We start from the raw sequence: 15723 nt of genomic DNA, 5'->3' as shown, positions 1-15723 counted from the left end.
GTGTCGGTGGTGGAGATCAGAAGATGTTGAGCACGAAGCCGCCGATGAACAGCGCGATCGCGCCGACCAGCAGGACGGCCGCGGTGATCGCGAGGACCACCGGGACGCTCACGCCGGCGCGCTTCTGCGGCGCGATCATCGAAGTGCCGGCGGCGTGGGTGGAGACGGCGCTGGACGCCCGGACCGGCTCGGACTCGCCGACGGGCTGCTCGCGGTCGATGCGGTCGACGTAGCGGTCCACATCGGGCGAGTCGTAGAGGTTCGGGTGCTGGCCCGTGGAGCCGAGGCTGCGCGGGAGGTCGAACGAGCCGGTGACGAGGATCTCCCCCGTGTCGGTGCCGACGGTCGCGCCGGGACCCGTGGTCGGCAGGATCAGCGCGTTGGTGGTGGTGACGGCACCGGTGGCGGCGACTCCGCTCGCGATGAGGGAGTCGAACGAGGCGTCCACCTCCTCCTTCGACTTGCTGTCGAGTTCCTCGGTGATGGCGAGGTGCTCGATCGGCGGCTCGAAGCTCCCGGTGATCTCGGTGGCCTTCTCGTCGGCGATGTCGAGGGATCCGCCCACCGACGCGAAGAGCGCGGTGTTCAGGTGCGGCTGCTCGGGCTGCTCGCCGGCCGTCGGCTGCTCGTCGTCCGCGTCCCGCTCGTCGGAGGCGTCCGCGGACGGCGTCTCGTCGTCGGCGGAGGAGCTCTCGATCTCGGCCTCGTGCACCTCGGCCGCGTCGGCCTCGTCGGCGTCCGCGGTCGCATCGGTGGCGGACTCGTCCGCCTCCTCCTCGGACGCCTCGGGGGCGTCCTCGGTGACGACGTCCTCGTCGCCCTCCGGCTCCTGCTCCGCTGCGCCCTCGGGCAGCGGCTCCGCATCACGGGACTCGTCGGCCGCCTCGATCCAGGGGACCGCCCAGGCCCGCGGGAGCGCCGAGGCGCGCTCGAGGCCGCCCTACACGTCGTAGGCGCGCTCGTCGTCGGACCGCTCCTCGTCGGCGGGCGGCTCCGCCTCCGGGGCGGCGGCGACCTTCTCCGCCTGCTGCTGCGCCAGCAGTGCGCGCAGCTCCCGACGGGTCAGCTGGCGGCCCGTGGCGTTCTCGGTGGCGACGATCTCCATCGAGGAGGTGCGCAGGTCGGGCTCGCTCGCGGGGCTCGGCTCGACGGGGGTGATCCGCAGGGCCTGGGTGGGGGTCAGCACCGGCATGTCGCCGGCGGTGGTGGCGGTCGCGGTGGCAGCCCGGCGGGACGTCGTCGGAACGGCGGCGGTCGTGGCCGCACCGGCCTCGCGCCTCTCGCGCTCGCGGATCTCGCGCCGGGTGAGCGGCTTCTCCTCGGGCTGAACTGTCATGACGTGCTCCGATACAGGTGGTGCTTCGAGATGTACTGGACGACACCGTCGGGAACCAGGTACCAGACCGGATGACCCCGGTTGACGCGGCTCCGACAGTCGGTCGAGGAGATCGCCAGTGCCGGAATCTCCAATAAGGATACGTCCTGGGCCGGCAATCCCGAAACGTTGAGGACGTGCCCCGGCCGGCTGACGGCGACGAAGTGGGCCAGCTCCCACAGCTCGTCGTAGTCCTTCCAGCTCAGGATCTGAGCGACCGCGTCCGCGCCGGTGATGAAGAACAGCTCGGCGTCGGGGTGCGCGGCGTGGATGTCGCGCAGGGTGTCGATCGTGTAGGTCGTGCCGATGCGGTCCACGTCGACGCGGCTGACGGTGAAGCGCGGGTTCGACGCCGTCGCGATCACCGTCATCAGGTACCGGTGCTCGGCGGAGGTCACCGTCTTCTTGTGCCACGGCTGGCCGGTGGGCACGAAGACGACCTCGTCCAGGTCGAACGACTGGGCCACCTCGGAGGCGGCGACCAGGTGACCGTGGTGGATCGGGTCGAAGGTGCCGCCCATCACGCCGATGCGCGGACGCCGCGGGCCTCCGCTCGCGGCGGACGTCACGATCGCTGGGCTCCCCGCCTAGTGTCCGTGACCGTGCTGGTCGTGGGAGCCGGCGCCGGTCTTGTGCGAGTGGCGGTTCGCCACGTCGCGGTAGCTCCAGGTGACGAAGCCGAGGGCCGTGAAGGCGACGGCGGCGATCAGGCCGAAGACGATCGGGGGGAACGGCAGCTCCGTGTGGGCCGCTGCTTCGGCGAGGACGGTCGTCGCGAGGGACATGCAGTGCTCCTTGGAGGTCGTGGTCGCCCCGGCGGGGCTCCGACGAGTCTACCCGGACGCCGCTCGACGGCGGATCGCCGGTCCGGGCGCTAGGCGCGGACCTGTCCCGCGCCGCGCAGCAGCCACTTCGTGCTGGTCAGCTCGGGAAGGCCCATGGGGCCCCGAGCGTGCAGCTTCTGCGTCGAGATGCCGACCTCGGCGCCGAACCCGAACTCCCCGCCGTCGGTGAAGCGGGTGGAGGCGTTGACCATCACGACCGCGGAGTCGACCTCGGCGAGGAAGCGCTCGGCGCTCCGGAGGTCGTTCGTCACGATCGACTCGGTGTGGTGGGTGGAGTACCGGTCGATGTGGGCCATCGCGGCGTCGAGGTCGTCGACGATCGCGACGGCGACGTCGAGCGAGTAGTACTCCGCGGACCAGTCCTCATCGGTGGCGGGCACCGCGTCGGGCCAGAGCGCCGCGACGCGCTCGTCGCCGTGCACGGTCACTCCCGCTTCCGCGAGCCGGCCGAGGACGGGCGGGAGGAGGCGCTCGGCGGCGTCGCGGTGGACGAGGAGGGTCTCGAGGGCGTTGCAGGTGCTCGGACGCTGCACCTTGGCGTTGTGGACGATGTCCACGGCCCACTGCTCGTCGGCACTGGCGTCGAGGAAGACGTGGACGACTCCGGCGCCCGTCTCGATCACGGGGACCGTCGACTCCGTCACGACCGACTCGATGAGGCCCGCGCTCCCCCGCGGCACCAGGACGTCGACGTAGCCGCGCGCTCGCATGAGGGCCTTCGCGCCCTCGCGGCCGTGGTCGTCGACCGTCTGCACCAGCTCGGCGGGCAGGCCGACGGAGGCGACGGCCTCCTGCAGCAGCTCCACCAGGACGCGGTTCGTGTTCTCCGCGGCCGTGCCTCCGCGCAGGATCACGGCGTTCCCGCTCTTGAGGGCGAGCGCCGCGATGTCGATGGTGACGTTCGGGCGCGCCTCGTAGATCGCTCCGACCACGCCGAACGGGACCCGCACCTGGGTGAGGGAGGCGCCGTTGGGCAGGTTCGATCCCCGCACCGTCTGCCCGACCGGATCGGTGAGCCCGACGACCGCGACGACGGCGTCGGCGAGGGACCCCAGGCGCGCCGCATCGAGGCGGAGGCGGTCCTGCAGGCCCGCGCTCATGCCGATCTCGCGACCCCGCTGGAGGTCGAGCTCGTTCGCCGGGACGACGCGCTCGGCGCTCGAGCGCACCGCGTCGGCGATGGCGAGCAGAGCCCGGTTCTTGAGGTCGGTGGTCGCACTGCGGAGGGAGCGCGACGCGACGCGGGAGGCGGCGAACCGCTCGGTCAGCGCACTGCTGTCGGGGGTCGTCTGCGGCATCCGGCCAGTGTAGAGGCAGACGACCCCGGCGGCGGGAGTCAGCTCTCCTCGACGGCCTCCGTGCCGTCGCCCTCGTCGGCGACGCGCCAGACGCCACCCTGGCGCTCGCGCTCGAGCTCCGCGCGGGCCTCGGCCTTGGCGTCCATCCGCTCGAAGTAGTCCTCGCGACGCTCGTTGCGGGTCTTGCGCCGGTTGTCCTCGAGGCGGAGGTCCGTTCCGCGGGGCGCGGTGATGAGCTCGGCCGTCGAGGTGAGGGTCGGCTCCCAGTCGAAGACGACGCCGTCGCCGGGGCCGATGACGACGGTGGAGCCGGCGACCGCTCAGGCCGAGAAGAGGCCGTTCTCGACTCCGAGCTTGGCCAGGCGGTCGGCGAGGAAGCCGACGGCCTCGTCGTTCGTGAAGTCGGTCTGCGCGACCCAGCGCACGGGCTTGGTGCCCAGGACCCGGTACACGTTGCCGTACGAGCCGCCCTCGACCCGGATCTCGAAGTCCTTCTCGTCCACGGCGCGGGGGCGGATGGTGATGCGCTCCACCCGCGGCACGGCGGCGAGCTCGAGGCGGTGCTTCTCGACGATCTCGGCGAGGGCGAACGTCAGCTGGCGGAGTCCCGAGTGGCTGACCGTCGAGATCTCGAACACGCGGTAGCCGCGGCCCTCGAGGTCGGCCCGGACGAAGTCGGCCAGTTCCTGGGCCTCGGGCACGTCGACCTTGTTGAGCGCGATCAGCTGCGGCCGCTCGATCAGCGGCACCTGTCCGTCGCCAACGGGGTACGCCGCCAGCTCCCCGAGGATGATGTCGAGGTCGGTCAGCGGGTCGCGGCCGGGCTCGAGCGTGGCGCAGTCGAGCACGTGGACGAGCGCGGTGCAGCGCTCGACGTGGCGGAGGAACTCCAGGCCCAGGCCCTTGCCCTCGCTCGCGCCCTCGATGAGACCGGGCACGTCGGCGACGGTGAAGCGCGACTCCCCCGCCTGCACGACGCCGAGGTTGGGCGCGAGGGTCGTGAACGGGTAGTCCGCGATCTTCGGCTTGGCCGCCGAGATCGCCGCGACGAGGCTCGACTTGCCCGCCGAGGGGAATCCGACGAGCGCGACGTCCGCGACGGTCTTCAGCTCGAGGACGACGTCGCCCTCCCAGCCCGGCGTGCCGAGCAGCGCGAAGCCGGGCGCCTTGCGCTTCGTGGTGGCGAGCGAGGCGTTGCCGAGCCCGCCCTGCCCGCCCGGAGCGATGACGAACCGGAGGCCGGGCTCGTCCATGTCGATCAGCTGGTCGCCGTCCGGCGACTTGACGACCGTGCCGACCGGGACGGGGAGCTCCATGAGCTCGCCGTTCCCGCCCGCGCGGTGGTCGCCCATGCCGGGACCGCCGTTCTCGGAGCTGCGGTGCGGGTGGCGGTGGTAGGCGAGCAGCGTCGTCGTCTGCGGGTCGGCGACGAGGACGATGTCGCCCCCGTGCCCGCCGTTGCCGCCGTCGGGGCCGGCGAGCGGCTTGAACTTCTCGCGACGGACGGAGACGCAGCCGTTGCCGCCGTGGCCGGCACGCAGATGCAGCGTGACGTTGTCGACGAAGGTGACCATGGTGTGAATCCGTCCGTGAGTGCGTGCGGCGCCGGGATGCCGGCGCCGGGGGGCTGTGCCCCGGTAAACGCGCAAGGGGCGAGCCGAAGCCCGCCCCTTGCGTCCTGTGCCTGTGCGGCCGAGGAGGTCGACCCTACTGGGCGGCCGCCACGATGTTGACGACCTTGCGGCCGCCCTTGCTGCCGAACTCGACAGCGCCCGCCGAGAGGGCGAACAGGGTGTCGTCGCCACCGCGTCCGACGTTCGCGCCGGGGTGGAAGTGCGTGCCGCGCTGGCGGACGATGATCTCGCCCGCGTTCACGACCTGGCCGCCGAAGCGCTTGACGCCGAGACGCTGCGCGTTCGAGTCGCGACCGTTGCGAGTGGAGCTCGCGCCCTTCTTGTGTGCCCTTTCTCATCTCCTCGCGACCGGGGGGCCGCAGCCCCGTGCTGTTGCCCTGCAGGGCGATGGCTCGCTCCGCAGGTCAGCTCAATTCCTTTGCAGGACTACTTGATGCCAGTGACCTTGACGCGCGTGAGGTCCTGACGGTGCCCCTGGCGCTTCTTGTAACCGGTCTTGTTCTTGAACTTCTGGATGATGATCTTCGGACCACGGAGGTCCTCGAGCACCTCGGCGGTGACGGTGACGCCCGCGAGGGTCGCCGCGTCCGAGGTGATCGACTCACCGTCGACGAGCAGCACGGCAGGAAGCTGCACGGTGCCGTTCTCGTCGGCCTTGACGCGGTCCATCGTCACGATGGTGCCGACCTCGACCTTCTCCTGCCGACCGCCGGCGCGCACAACTGCGTAAACCACTTCTCGTACCTGTTTCTCGTCTGGACGGAGCGGAGGCCTCGTCCGGGGCTTGTAGGGACGGGGCTGAGCCCCGGTCTTCCGGTTCGTACCCGTCTCCTCACGACACGAGGGAACCGGCACCGCGGCCCGCGCCCCGTGAGGGGCGGAGCGACAACGGAAATCTGCGTGAGCACATGGATCGCGCCACACCAACGGTCAAGAGTACGGGATCCGCGCTCCACGGTCAAACGCACACGACTGCGAAGCCGTGTCCACCCGACCGGCGACCCCGTCACGATAGTCGAGGAGGAGGCGCGTGGACGGACGGCGCGCCGCCTACGATCGGGGAATGGCCATCCTCGTCGACGCCGCGCGCTGGCCGGCGCACGGCCGGCTGTGGGCGCACCTCGTGAGCGACGTCTCGCTCGAGGAGCTCCACGACTTCGCGCGCCGTCTCGGCGTGCCTGAGCGCGGCTTCGACCTGGACCACTACGACGTGCCCGAGGAGCGGATCGACGAGCTCGTCGCCGCGGGTGCGGTCGCCGTCGGCGCGCGGGAGCTGGTCGAGCGGCTGAGGCGGAGCGGGCTCCGCGTCCGCGGGCGCGACCGGGACGCCGAGAGGGCCCGGCGCCGGCTCTCGCCGGGCACCGGGCCCTCCTGACACCGGGTCGCGCTACTGGTCGGCGCGGCGCGGGGTCTGCTCGGGGATGACCGCGACTCCGGTGAGCGCGGCCGTCGTGACGCGGCGGCTCTTCGCACGGCCCTGGCCGGGCTGCTTGGGGGCCGGCAGAGCGTCGAGCACGGAGTCGAGCAGGTGCTCGGCGACCTCGCTGCGGACGCGGCGCGGAGGCGTGACCGGCGCGATCGGGATGTCGAGGATCGGCGCGGCAGCGGCCGGCTCGATCTCCTTCTCGACCGGGGTCTCGACGGGAGCCGACTCGACGGCCGCCGTCTCGGCGGCCTCCTGGCGCGGCTCGCGGTCGCGGCTGCGACGACGGCGCTCGCCCCGGGCGGGACGCTCGCCGCGACGGCTCGGCTCGGACGGCTGCTCCTCGGGTGCCGTGGCGGACTCCTCCGGCGCCATGGCCTCGACGGTCTCGGCGGCGTCCTCGACCAGCGCGGCCGCCTCCTCCGCCGCCTGGCGCACGGCCTGGGGGTGGATGGTGCTGGCGGCGATCTGCGCGAGCGCGTTCTTCGCGTCGTCCGTGATGGCGTGGGTGCTGACCGGCTTGGTCGCCGGCGCGCCCTGCCCGTTCTGCCCGCCGTTCGAGCGCCCGGAGGCGGCGGGCTGCTGCTCGCCGCCCTTGCCCCGGCGGCGCTGCTCCTGCTGCGGAGCGGCGGTCAACCGGTGCTTGAGCACGGGGTCGTGGTGGACGATGACGCCGCGTCCGGCGCAGATCTCGCAGTTCTCACTGAAGGTCTCGAGCAGGCCCAGGCCCAGCTTCTTGCGGGTCATCTGCACGAGGCCGAGCGAGGTGACCTCGGCGACCTGGTGCTTCGTCCGGTCGCGGCTCAGGCACTCGACCAGGCGGCGGAGCACGAGGTCGCGGTTGGACTCAAGCACCATGACGATGAAGTAGACGACGATGATGCCGCCGATGTCGCGCAGGCGCAGCTGGCGGACGATCTCCTCGGCCGCCTCCAGGTTGTTCTTCGTGACCGTCTCCTCGAGGTTCCCGCCCGAGCCGACGAACTTGCCGGTGTTGACGTCGACCACCGTCATCGCCTCGGTGCGGTCGATCACGAGCGAGCCGCCGCTGGGCAGCCACACCTTGCGCTCCAGCGCCTTCTCGATCTGCTCCGTGATGCGGAACTCGTCGAACGCGTCCTTCTCACCCGTGTAGACCTCGACGCGCTCGAGCAGATCGGGTGCGACCTGGCTGAGGTAGAGCTCGATGGTCTCGCGGGCGTCGTCGCCGGCGATGACCATCTTCTCGAAGTCCTCGTTGAAGACGTCGCGGACGATCTTGATCAGCAGGTCCGGCTCGCTGTGCAGGAGAGCGGGAGCCTGCCCGGTCGCGGCCTTCGCGCTGAGAGCCGTCCACTGCGCGGTCAGGCGCTCGACGTCGACGGTCAGCTGCTCCTCCGTGGCGCCCTCGGCCGCGGTCCGGACGATGACGCCCACGTTCTCGGGCAGCACCTCCTTGAGGATCTTCTTCAGGCGGGCGCGCTCAGTGTCCGGGAGCTTCCGCGAGATGCCGTTCATCGAACCGTTGGGCACGTAGACGAGGTAGCGGCCGGGGAGCGAGATCTGGCTCGTGAGACGGGCGCCCTTGTGGCCGACGGGGTCCTTCGTGACCTGGACGAGGACCCGGTCGCCGGGCTTGAGCGCGAGCTCGATCCGGCGGGGGCCGCCGGCGTTGTTCGCGGCGTCCCAGTCGACCTCGCCGGAGTAGAGCACGGCGTTGCGCCCGCGTCCGATGTCGACGAAGGCGGCCTCCATGCTCGGGAGGACGTTCTGCACGCGGCCGAGGTAGACGTTGCCGATGAGCGACGCCTCCTGCGAGCGGGCGACGTAGTGCTCGGCGAGGACGCCGTCCTCGAGCACGCCGATGCGGATGCTGTCCTCCTTCGAGCGGACGACCATGACGCGGTCGACGGCCTCCCGGCGGGCGAGGAACTCGGACTCGGTGACGACCGTGCGGCGCCGGCCGGCGTCGCGGCCGTCGCGGCGGCGCTGCTTCTTGGCCTCGAGGCGGGTCGAGCCCTTGATGCGCTGCGGCTCGGTGATGAGCTCGGGCTCGCGGGCCTCGCGCTGCTCGCGCGCCTGGCGGACCCGGACGACGGCGCTCTCGGGGTCGTCGGAGCCAGACCTCTCGCTCTCGCCGCTGCGGCGGCGCGAGCGGCGGCGGACGGAGCCCTGCTCCTCGGCCGGGCTCTCGCGCTCCTCCTGGACGCCCAGCGGCGCACCGCGGGGAGGCAGCGGAGCCAGCTCGACGTAGTCGGGCAGGACCGGCGCCTGGAACAGCAGCGACGGGCTCGGCAGTGCGGGCCGTCGCGGCTCCTCCTGCTCGGCGCCCGGAGTCTGCGGGAGGGCGTTGAAGAACACCGCGCCCGTCGACGTCGACGGCTCGGCCGCCTCCGCGGCGCTCCCGGTCTCGGGCAGCTCGGTGCCCTCGGCTCCGGTCTGGTCGGTCTCGTTGCTGTCGATGATCGTCTCCCCTGTCGCTGGCGCGCTCGACTCGGTCCGCCGGGTAGCCCGGCGGCCACCGAAGAGGCGGCTGATCTTCCTGGCCCCGCTGCGGGGCTCGTCGCGGTCCCGATCGGATCCGCTCGTACTGTTGTCTTCCACCATTCCTGGTGCACTCCTCGGCCGGGTCGTCCGCCGCGTCGTCTTCCCGGATGCTTCTCTCGTGCGAGGGGCCTCGGCCCGCCGCGAATCCTTCCGCTCCCCCGGTCCCGTCGCGCTCGTGGCGCGGGACTCCGGTTGCAGCTGCACTCTCGGAACTGACTATCCGACACTCGCTCCTCCGCGGTGCGACCTGCGGTCGACTCCCGGCGGAGCGGAGATCCGGCGCGTCCATTCGCGGAACGCTGTCGATCTCCTGTGGCCCGGTACTCGCCCGGTAAACCTTCTTCGCGTCGATGCGGGGTCCCCCGGACCGACGGCTCCGATTATCGCACGCATTCCCAGAGGCGCCGATCCGGCGCGTGCCATAATCCCCCGGTGTCCAGCGATCCCGGGGTGCGCGACGCCCCCACCCAGCAGCGCCCCGTCGTCTTCGCCGTCCTGCTGATCGTCCTCGGCGTGATCGGCTGGACCGCCGCCTTCGCCCTCACGAACGACAAGTTCGCCGCTCTCGAGAACCCGGATGCGGGCCTCGGCTGCGACTTCAGCCTGCTCGTGCAGTGCAGTGCGAACCTGAACTCGGTGCAGGGCGCGGTCTTCGGCTTCCCGAACCCTCTCATCGGCCTGGCGGCCTGGATCGCGCCGATCGTGGTGGGGCTGGGCCTGCTCGCGGGCGCCCGGTTCGACCGGTGGTTCTGGGCGGCCTTCAACGTCGGCTTCCTGCTGGCCCTGGTGTTCGTGGGCTGGCTCATCGCGACGAGCGTCTTCGCGCTCGGAACGCTCTGCCCCTGGTGCATGCTCACCTGGGCCGTCGTCATCCCGGGCTTCTGGCTGGTGACGCTCCGCAACCTCCGTGAGGGCGTGTTCCCCGTCCCCGCCGGGGTGCGCCGCTTCGCCGGTGCCGCCTACGGCTGGGTCCCGTTCATCACGCTGCTCTGCTACCTGCTGATCGCGGTGATCGCGCAGGTGAGGCTGAACGTGCTCGCCTACCTCTGACGGACGTCGTCAGAGGCAGGCGGCCGAGCGGCTCAGGCGAACCAGAGGCCGAGCTCGCGCGCGGCCGACTCCTCGGAGTCGGACCCGTGCACGAGGTTCTGCTGGACTTTGAGGCCCCAGTCGCGGCCGAGGTCGCCGCGGATGGTGCCGGGCGCGGCCGTGGTCGGGTCGGTGGTGCCGGCGAGGGCGCGGAAGCCCTCGATCACGCGGTCGCCCGCGATGCGCAGGGCGACGATCGGGCCGCTCTCCATGAACTCGACGAGCGGCTCGTAGAAGGGCTTGCCCTCGTGCTCGGCGTAGTGGGCGGCGAGCAGCTCCCGGTCGGCCTCGACGAGCTTCACGTCGACGAGGGAGTAGCCCTTCGCCTCGATGCGGCGGAGGATCTCGCCGGTGAGGTTGCGGGCGACGCCGTCGGGCTTGACGAGGACGAGGGTCTCCTGAGTGGCCATGGTTCAGCGGTCTCCTTCGGTGGGGTCGGTGGGCTCCGCCGCCCGGCGCGTCTGAGCGTCGAGGCGGGTGCCGGTCACCATGCAGTACGTCCACAGCGCCACGAAGGCGGCGCCGATCACGTACATGATCGGGACCAGCAGGCCCGAGGCCACGATAACGAACTGCAGCACCCAGCCGATGCGGAAGCCGACCGGCCGGTCCAGCAGGCCCAGAGTGGCGACGAGCGCGAGGCAGACCACCGCTCCGCCGACCAGCACGACCACGGGGTCGGCCGCCTTCAGCCCGAAGGCGACCAGGGTGGCGAGGAAGACGATGACCGCCTCGAAGCCGAGCACGATCGAGCCGAGGCTCTCCCGGACGGTCCGCGAGCGCCGCGGGCGTCCGGCCCTCACGCGCCCATCCAGTTCTCGTCGCGGGCCGCTTTGATCGTGCGGCCTACGAGGGTGATCGAGCCCGTGACCAGCAGAGCGCCCTTATCGGTGCGCGCCGCGAGGACGCGGCCGGCCGTCAGAGCACCCAGCGGGTCATCGGCGACGCGGACCGCCTCCTCCGGGAACACGGTGCGGGCGAGCGCGGCGAGCTCCTCGGCGGGCATCGCCCGATCGCTCGGCGCCGTGGTCACGATCAGCTCGTCCACCACGGGGCGGAGCTCCCGGAGGATCCCGTCGGCGTCCTTCTCGGCCAGCACGCCGAGGACGGCCGTCACGCGGTCGAAGTCGAAGTAGCGCCCGAGAGCGGCGGCGAGGGACGCGGCCCCGTGCGGGTTGTGCGCCGCGTCGACGACGGTGCGCGGAGCCAGTCCGACGAGCTGCAGGCGGCCCGGGGAGGTCGCGGCGGCGAAGCCCTCGTCGAGGACGTCGCCGGTGAGCTCCTGCGTCCCGCCTCCCAAGAAGGTCTCGACCGCGGCGACGGCCACGGCGGCGTTCTCGGCCTGGTGGTCGCCGAAGAACGGCAGCAGCAGCTGCTCGTACGTGGTGACGAGTCCCCGGACGGTGACGACCTGGCCGCCGACGGCGACGGTCGTCGACTCGACGTCGAACTCCGCCCCCTCGAGGACGATCGTCGACTCGGTGGCCTCGGCCGCGTGCCGCAGCACCGCCTCCGCCTCCGGGACCTGCCTCGCGGAGACCACCGATGCGAGCGGCTTGACGATGCCCGACTTGGTGCGCGCGATCTCCTCGATCGTCGAGCCGAGGCGGTCGGTGTGGTCGAGGGCGATCGGCGTGAAGACGGCGACCTGCGCGTCGGCGACGTTCGTCGAGTCCCACTCGCCGCCCATCCCCACCTCGACGACGGCCACATCGACCGGCGCGTCGGCGAAGGCCGCGTAGGCCAGGACGGTGATCGCCTCGAAGAAGGACAGCGGCGCCTCGCCCTGCTCGGCCAGCTCGGCGTCGGTCATCCGCAGGTACGGCTCGACGTCCTGCCAGTTGTCGGCGAGGCTCCGGTCCGAGATCGGCTCTCCGTCGATGACGATGCGCTCGTTGAAGCGCTCGAGGTGCGGACTGGTGAACAGGCCCACCCGCAGCCCGTGGGCGCGCAGCAGGCTCTCGATCATCCGGCTGGTCGAGGTCTTGCCGTTGGTTCCGGCGATCTGGATCACCGGGTAGGCGCGCTGCGGGTCGCCGAGGATCTCGACGGCGCGCCGGGTCGGAGCGAGGCGCGGGCGGACGCTCGCCTCGCCCAGGCGCTCCAGCAGCGCGGCGTAGACGGCGTCGGCGGCCGCGCGGTCGGCGTCGTCCGGCTCGAACGGATCAGACATCGGCGGCCTCGACCTTCTCGACGCGGATGATGGCGGTGCCCGCGGGGCCGACGGCGATCGCGCCCTCGCCGCCCTCGAGAGCGGTGGTGAGCGGAGTGAACGCGCATCCGGTCGCGAGGGTCTCCTCCGCGATCCAGAGCGCGTGCGGCTCGAGCGCCTGCAGGCTCGGCTCGTCGAGCACGACCTCCAGGACGATCCGGTCGCTGACCTCGAACCCGGCCGCCTTGCGGGCGTCCTGCACCGCGCGGATGAGGTCACGGGCGAGCCCCTCCGCTTCGAGCTCGGGGGTGGTCGCCGTGTCGCGGAGCACGAAGCCCCCGCGCGGGAGCAGGGCGATGGCGCGGTCGTCGCCGGCCGAGCCGCCGACCTCGAGCCTGACCTCGTACTCGCCCTCGACCAGCTCGACGCCGCCGGCGGTGACGACACCGTCCGTCTCGCTCCAGTCGCCGGCCTTGGCGGCCCTGATCACGGTCTGCACGCCCTTGCCGAGCCGGGGCCCGGCGGCGCGCGCGTTGACCGCGAGACGGGAGGTGACGCCGTAGTCGGCGGCGCTGGAGTCGACCAGCGGCACCAGCGACACCTCCTTCACGTTCAGCTCGTCGCGGAGGATCGCCTCGAACGGCGCGAGCTCGGCGGCGTCCGCGACCACCACGGTCAGGCGCGCGAGCGGCAGGCGGACGCGGAGCCCGGCCTGCTTGCGGAGGGAGAGCGCGGTGGACGAGATGCCGCGGACAGCGTCCATCGCGTGCACGAGCGCCGGGTCGGCGGGGAACTCGTCCGCCTCCGGCCAGTCGGTGAGGTGGACGCTGCGGCCGCCGGTCAGGCCCTGCCAGATCTGCTCCGTGACGAGAGGCAGGAGCGGGGCGGCGACGCGGCACACGGTCTCGAGGACCGTGTAGAGCGTGTCGAACGCCTCCGATCCGCGGCCGTCCTCGTCGACGCCCTGCCAGAAGCGGTCGCGGGAGCGGCGCACGTACCAGTTCGTGAGCACGTCGCTGAAGTCGCGGAGCGCGGCGGCCGCGAGCGTGGAGTCCAGCGCCTCGAGCCGGCCGGTCACGGTCTCGACCAGATCGCGGGTCTTGGCCAGCAGGTAGCGGTCGAGGACGTCCTCGGAGCCGGTGCGCCTGGTCGCCTCGTAGCCGCCGCCCGCCGAGGCGTTGGCGTAGAGGGAGAAGAAGTACCAGGTGCTCCACAGCGGCAGCAGCACCTGGCGGACGCCCTCGCGGATGCCCTCCTCCGTCACGACGAGGTTGCCGCCCCGGAGGACCGGGCTCGACATCAGGAACCAGCGCATGGCGTCGGAGCCGTCGCGGTCGAAGACCTCGGCCACGTCCGGGTAGTTGCGCAGCGACTTGGACATCTTCTGCCCGTCGTTGCCCAGCACGATGCCGTGGCTGACCACGTTGCGGAACGCCGGGCGGTCGAAGAGCGCGGTGGAGAGCACGTGCAGCGTGTAGAACCAGCCGCGCGTCTGCCCGATGTACTCGACGATGAAGTCCGCTGGGTTGTGGGTGTCGAACCAGTCGGCGTTCTCGAACGGGTAGTGCACCTGGGCGAAGGGCATCGATCCGGAGTCGAACCAGACGTCGAGGACGTCGCTGATCCGGCGCATCGTCGACCGCCCGGTCGGGTCGTCGGGGTTCGGGCGGGTCAGCTCGTCGATGAACGGCCGGTGCAGGTCGTCCGGGCGCACGCCGAAGTCGCGCTCCAGCTCGTCCAGCGAGCCGTAGACGTCGATCCGCGGGTACTCCGGGTCGTCGCTCTTCCATACCGGGATCGGCGAGCCGAAGTAGCGGTTGCGGCTGATGGACCAGTCGCGCGCGCCCGAGAGCCACTTGCCGAACTGGCCGTCCTTGACGTTCTCGGGGACCCAGGTGATCTCCTGGTTGAGCTCCTCCATGCGGTCGCGGATCGCGGTGACGCGGACGAACCAGCTCGAGACCGCCTTGTAGATCAGCGGATTGCGGCAGCGCCAGCAGTGCGGGTACGAGTGCTCGTAGCTCGCCTGGCGGAGCAGCCGGTGGTCCGCGCGCAGGAGCTGCGTGAGGGGCTTGTTCGCGTCGAAGACCTGGAGGCCGGCGACCTCGCTGATCTGCGGCAGGAAGCGGCCGCCGTCGTCGACCGAGATGATGACGGGGATGCCCGCCGCCTCGCAGACCTTCTGGTCGTCCTCGCCGTAGGCGGGCGCCTGGTGCACGATGCCGGTGCCCTCGCTGGTGGTCACGTAGTCGGCGACGAGGATGCGCCACGCGTTCTGCGTGCCCCAGGCCTCGGTGTCCGCGTAGTGGTCCCAGAGGCGGTCGTAGCTGATCCCCTCGAGCTCGGAGCCGCGGTGGGTGCGCGAGACGGCGGCCAGAGCCGACTCCGCGTCCGGATAGCCGAGGTCCTTCGCGTAGGCGCCGACCTGGTCGATGGCGAGCAGGTACTCGGCCGAGAGCTCGCGCTCCTCGGGCTCGCCCCTGCCGTCGGCCGCGCCGTTCGGGCCGGCGGGGACGACCGCGTACTCGATGTCGGGCCCGACGGCGAGCGCGAGGTTCGTCGGCAGCGTCCACGGCGTCGTCGTCCACGCGAGAGCGCGGACCGCCGTCAGCTGGAGCGCCTCCGCCGTCTCGCCGACCAGCGGAAAGGTGACGGTGACCGTCTGGTCCTGCCGCATCTTGTAGACGTCGTCGTCCATCCGCAGCTCGTGGTTCGAGAGCGGCGTCTGGTCGCGCCAGCAGTACGGCAGCACGCGGTGGCCCTCGTAGGCGAGGCCCTTGTCGTAGAGCTGCTTGAACGCCCAGATCACCGACTCCATGAAGGTGGGGTCGAGCGTCTTGTAGTCGTCGTCGAAGTCGACCCAGCGCGCCTGGCGGGTGACGTAGTCCTGCCACTCCCCGGTGTAGCGCAGCACCGACTCCTTCGCGGCGGCGTTGAAGGCCGCGACGCCCATCTCCTCGATCTGGGACTTGTCGGTGATGCCGAGCTGCCGCTCCGCCTCGAGCTCGGCGGGCAGGCCGTGGGTGTCCCAGCCGAAGCGGCGGTGCACCTGGCGTCCGCGCATCGTCTCGAAGCGGGGGAAGACGTCCTTGGCGTAGCCGGTGAGGAGGTGCCCGTAGTGCGGCAGGCCGTTGGCGAACGGCGGGCCGTCGTAGAAGACCCACTCCGGCGCTCCCTCGCGCTGCCGGATCGACTCCTGGAAGGTGTCGTCCGCCTTCCAGTACGCGAGCACGCGCTCCTCGATCTCGGGGAAGCGCGGCGACGGGGACACGCCCCGGCCGAACGCGGAGCCCTCGGCGGGCTCGGCTCCGTGCGGGGTGGGCGGCGGGGTGTCGATCGAGTAGACGTCGGCGCGGGTGAGGCCGGTGCGGTCGAACCGGT

General features: G+C 71.7%; 13 protein-coding genes and 2 pseudogenes. 2 read left to right on the top strand and 13 right to left on the bottom strand.

The window, feature by feature from the left end:
• Positions 1–16: 16 nt before the first annotated feature.
• From C5D04_RS08905 to rplU, 8 genes and pseudogenes are all read right to left on the bottom strand, one after another.
• The gene (locus C5D04_RS08905; RefSeq protein ID WP_104347599.1) at positions 17–712 is read right to left on the bottom strand and encodes a hypothetical protein; all 696 of its coding nucleotides are present in this window, start codon (positions 710–712) and stop codon (positions 17–19) included.
• 228 nt (positions 713–940) lie between these two features.
• A complete protein-coding gene (locus tag C5D04_RS08900; protein ID WP_104347598.1) occupies positions 941–1336 on the bottom strand; it encodes a hypothetical protein in 396 nt (131 codons plus the stop codon).
• A complete protein-coding gene (gene nadD / locus C5D04_RS08895) occupies positions 1333–1944 on the bottom strand; it encodes a nicotinate-nucleotide adenylyltransferase (protein ID WP_104223678.1) in 612 nt (203 codons plus the stop codon). The genes C5D04_RS08900 and nadD overlap by 4 nt, the downstream gene beginning before the upstream one ends.
• 18 nt (positions 1945–1962) lie before the next feature.
• The gene (locus C5D04_RS08890; RefSeq protein WP_104223679.1) at positions 1963–2160 is read right to left on the bottom strand and encodes a hypothetical protein; all 198 of its coding nucleotides are present in this window, start codon (positions 2158–2160) and stop codon (positions 1963–1965) included.
• Positions 2161–2249: 89 nt separating this feature from the next.
• A complete protein-coding gene (locus C5D04_RS08885; protein ID WP_104347597.1) occupies positions 2250–3518 on the bottom strand; it encodes a glutamate-5-semialdehyde dehydrogenase in 1269 nt (422 codons plus the stop codon).
• 38 nt (positions 3519–3556) lie between these two features.
• Positions 3557–5092: pseudogene (gene obgE / locus C5D04_RS08880) on the bottom strand (GTPase ObgE).
• Between the two features lie 133 nt (positions 5093–5225).
• Positions 5226–5480: pseudogene (gene rpmA / locus C5D04_RS08875) on the bottom strand (50S ribosomal protein L27); the annotation flags it as partial.
• A gap of 98 nt (positions 5481–5578) precedes the next feature.
• Positions 5579–5887, bottom strand: a complete 309-nt coding sequence (gene rplU, locus C5D04_RS08870; protein WP_104223682.1) for a 50S ribosomal protein L21 — start codon at positions 5885–5887, stop codon at positions 5579–5581.
• 328 nt (positions 5888–6215) lie between these two features.
• Between rplU and C5D04_RS08865 the strand changes: the two genes are divergently transcribed.
• Entirely contained in the window at positions 6216–6527 is a 312-nt protein-coding gene (locus C5D04_RS08865; protein WP_104347596.1) for a DUF4031 domain-containing protein, read from the top strand.
• 12 nt (positions 6528–6539) lie between these two features.
• Here the strand turns inward: C5D04_RS08865 and C5D04_RS08860 are convergent, their stop codons facing one another.
• Positions 6540–9161 carry an Rne/Rng family ribonuclease gene (locus C5D04_RS08860; protein ID WP_104347595.1) on the bottom strand — a complete coding sequence of 874 codons (2622 nt, stop codon included), beginning with the start codon at positions 9159–9161 and terminating at the stop codon, positions 6540–6542.
• Between the two features lie 372 nt (positions 9162–9533).
• Between C5D04_RS08860 and C5D04_RS08855 the strand changes: the two genes are divergently transcribed.
• On the top strand, positions 9534–10151 hold the full coding sequence (locus tag C5D04_RS08855) for a vitamin K epoxide reductase family protein (protein WP_258065401.1): 618 nt from the start codon (positions 9534–9536) through the stop codon (positions 10149–10151).
• 32 nt (positions 10152–10183) lie between these two features.
• Here the strand turns inward: C5D04_RS08855 and ndk are convergent, their stop codons facing one another.
• The 4 genes from ndk to ileS are packed head-to-tail and all read right to left on the bottom strand — an operon-like array spanning position 10184 to position 15613.
• Positions 10184–10600: a nucleoside-diphosphate kinase gene (ndk, locus tag C5D04_RS08850; protein WP_104223686.1), complete on the bottom strand. Its 417-nt coding sequence runs from the start codon at positions 10598–10600 to the stop codon at positions 10184–10186.
• Positions 10601–10603: 3 nt separating this feature from the next.
• Positions 10604–10993 carry a DUF4233 domain-containing protein gene (locus C5D04_RS08845; RefSeq protein WP_258068871.1) on the bottom strand — a complete coding sequence of 130 codons (390 nt, stop codon included), beginning with the start codon at positions 10991–10993 and terminating at the stop codon, positions 10604–10606.
• Positions 10990–12363, bottom strand: coding sequence for a folylpolyglutamate synthase/dihydrofolate synthase family protein (locus C5D04_RS08840; RefSeq protein WP_104347593.1), 1374 nt, complete (start codon positions 12361–12363; stop codon positions 10990–10992). The genes C5D04_RS08845 and C5D04_RS08840 overlap by 4 nt, the downstream gene beginning before the upstream one ends.
• Positions 12356–15613 carry an isoleucine--tRNA ligase gene (ileS, locus tag C5D04_RS08835; protein ID WP_258068874.1) on the bottom strand — a complete coding sequence of 1086 codons (3258 nt, stop codon included), beginning with the start codon at positions 15611–15613 and terminating at the stop codon, positions 12356–12358. The genes C5D04_RS08840 and ileS overlap by 8 nt, the downstream gene beginning before the upstream one ends.
• Positions 15614–15723: the final 110 nt, after the last annotated feature.

Origin of the sequence: Rathayibacter sp. AY1D2, from assembly GCF_002932695.1 — a bacterium.
Lineage (GTDB): Bacteria > Actinomycetota > Actinomycetes > Actinomycetales > Microbacteriaceae > Rathayibacter.
Note: the sequence above shows the minus strand (reverse complement) of the source record. Positions and strands in the feature narration are given on the sequence as shown.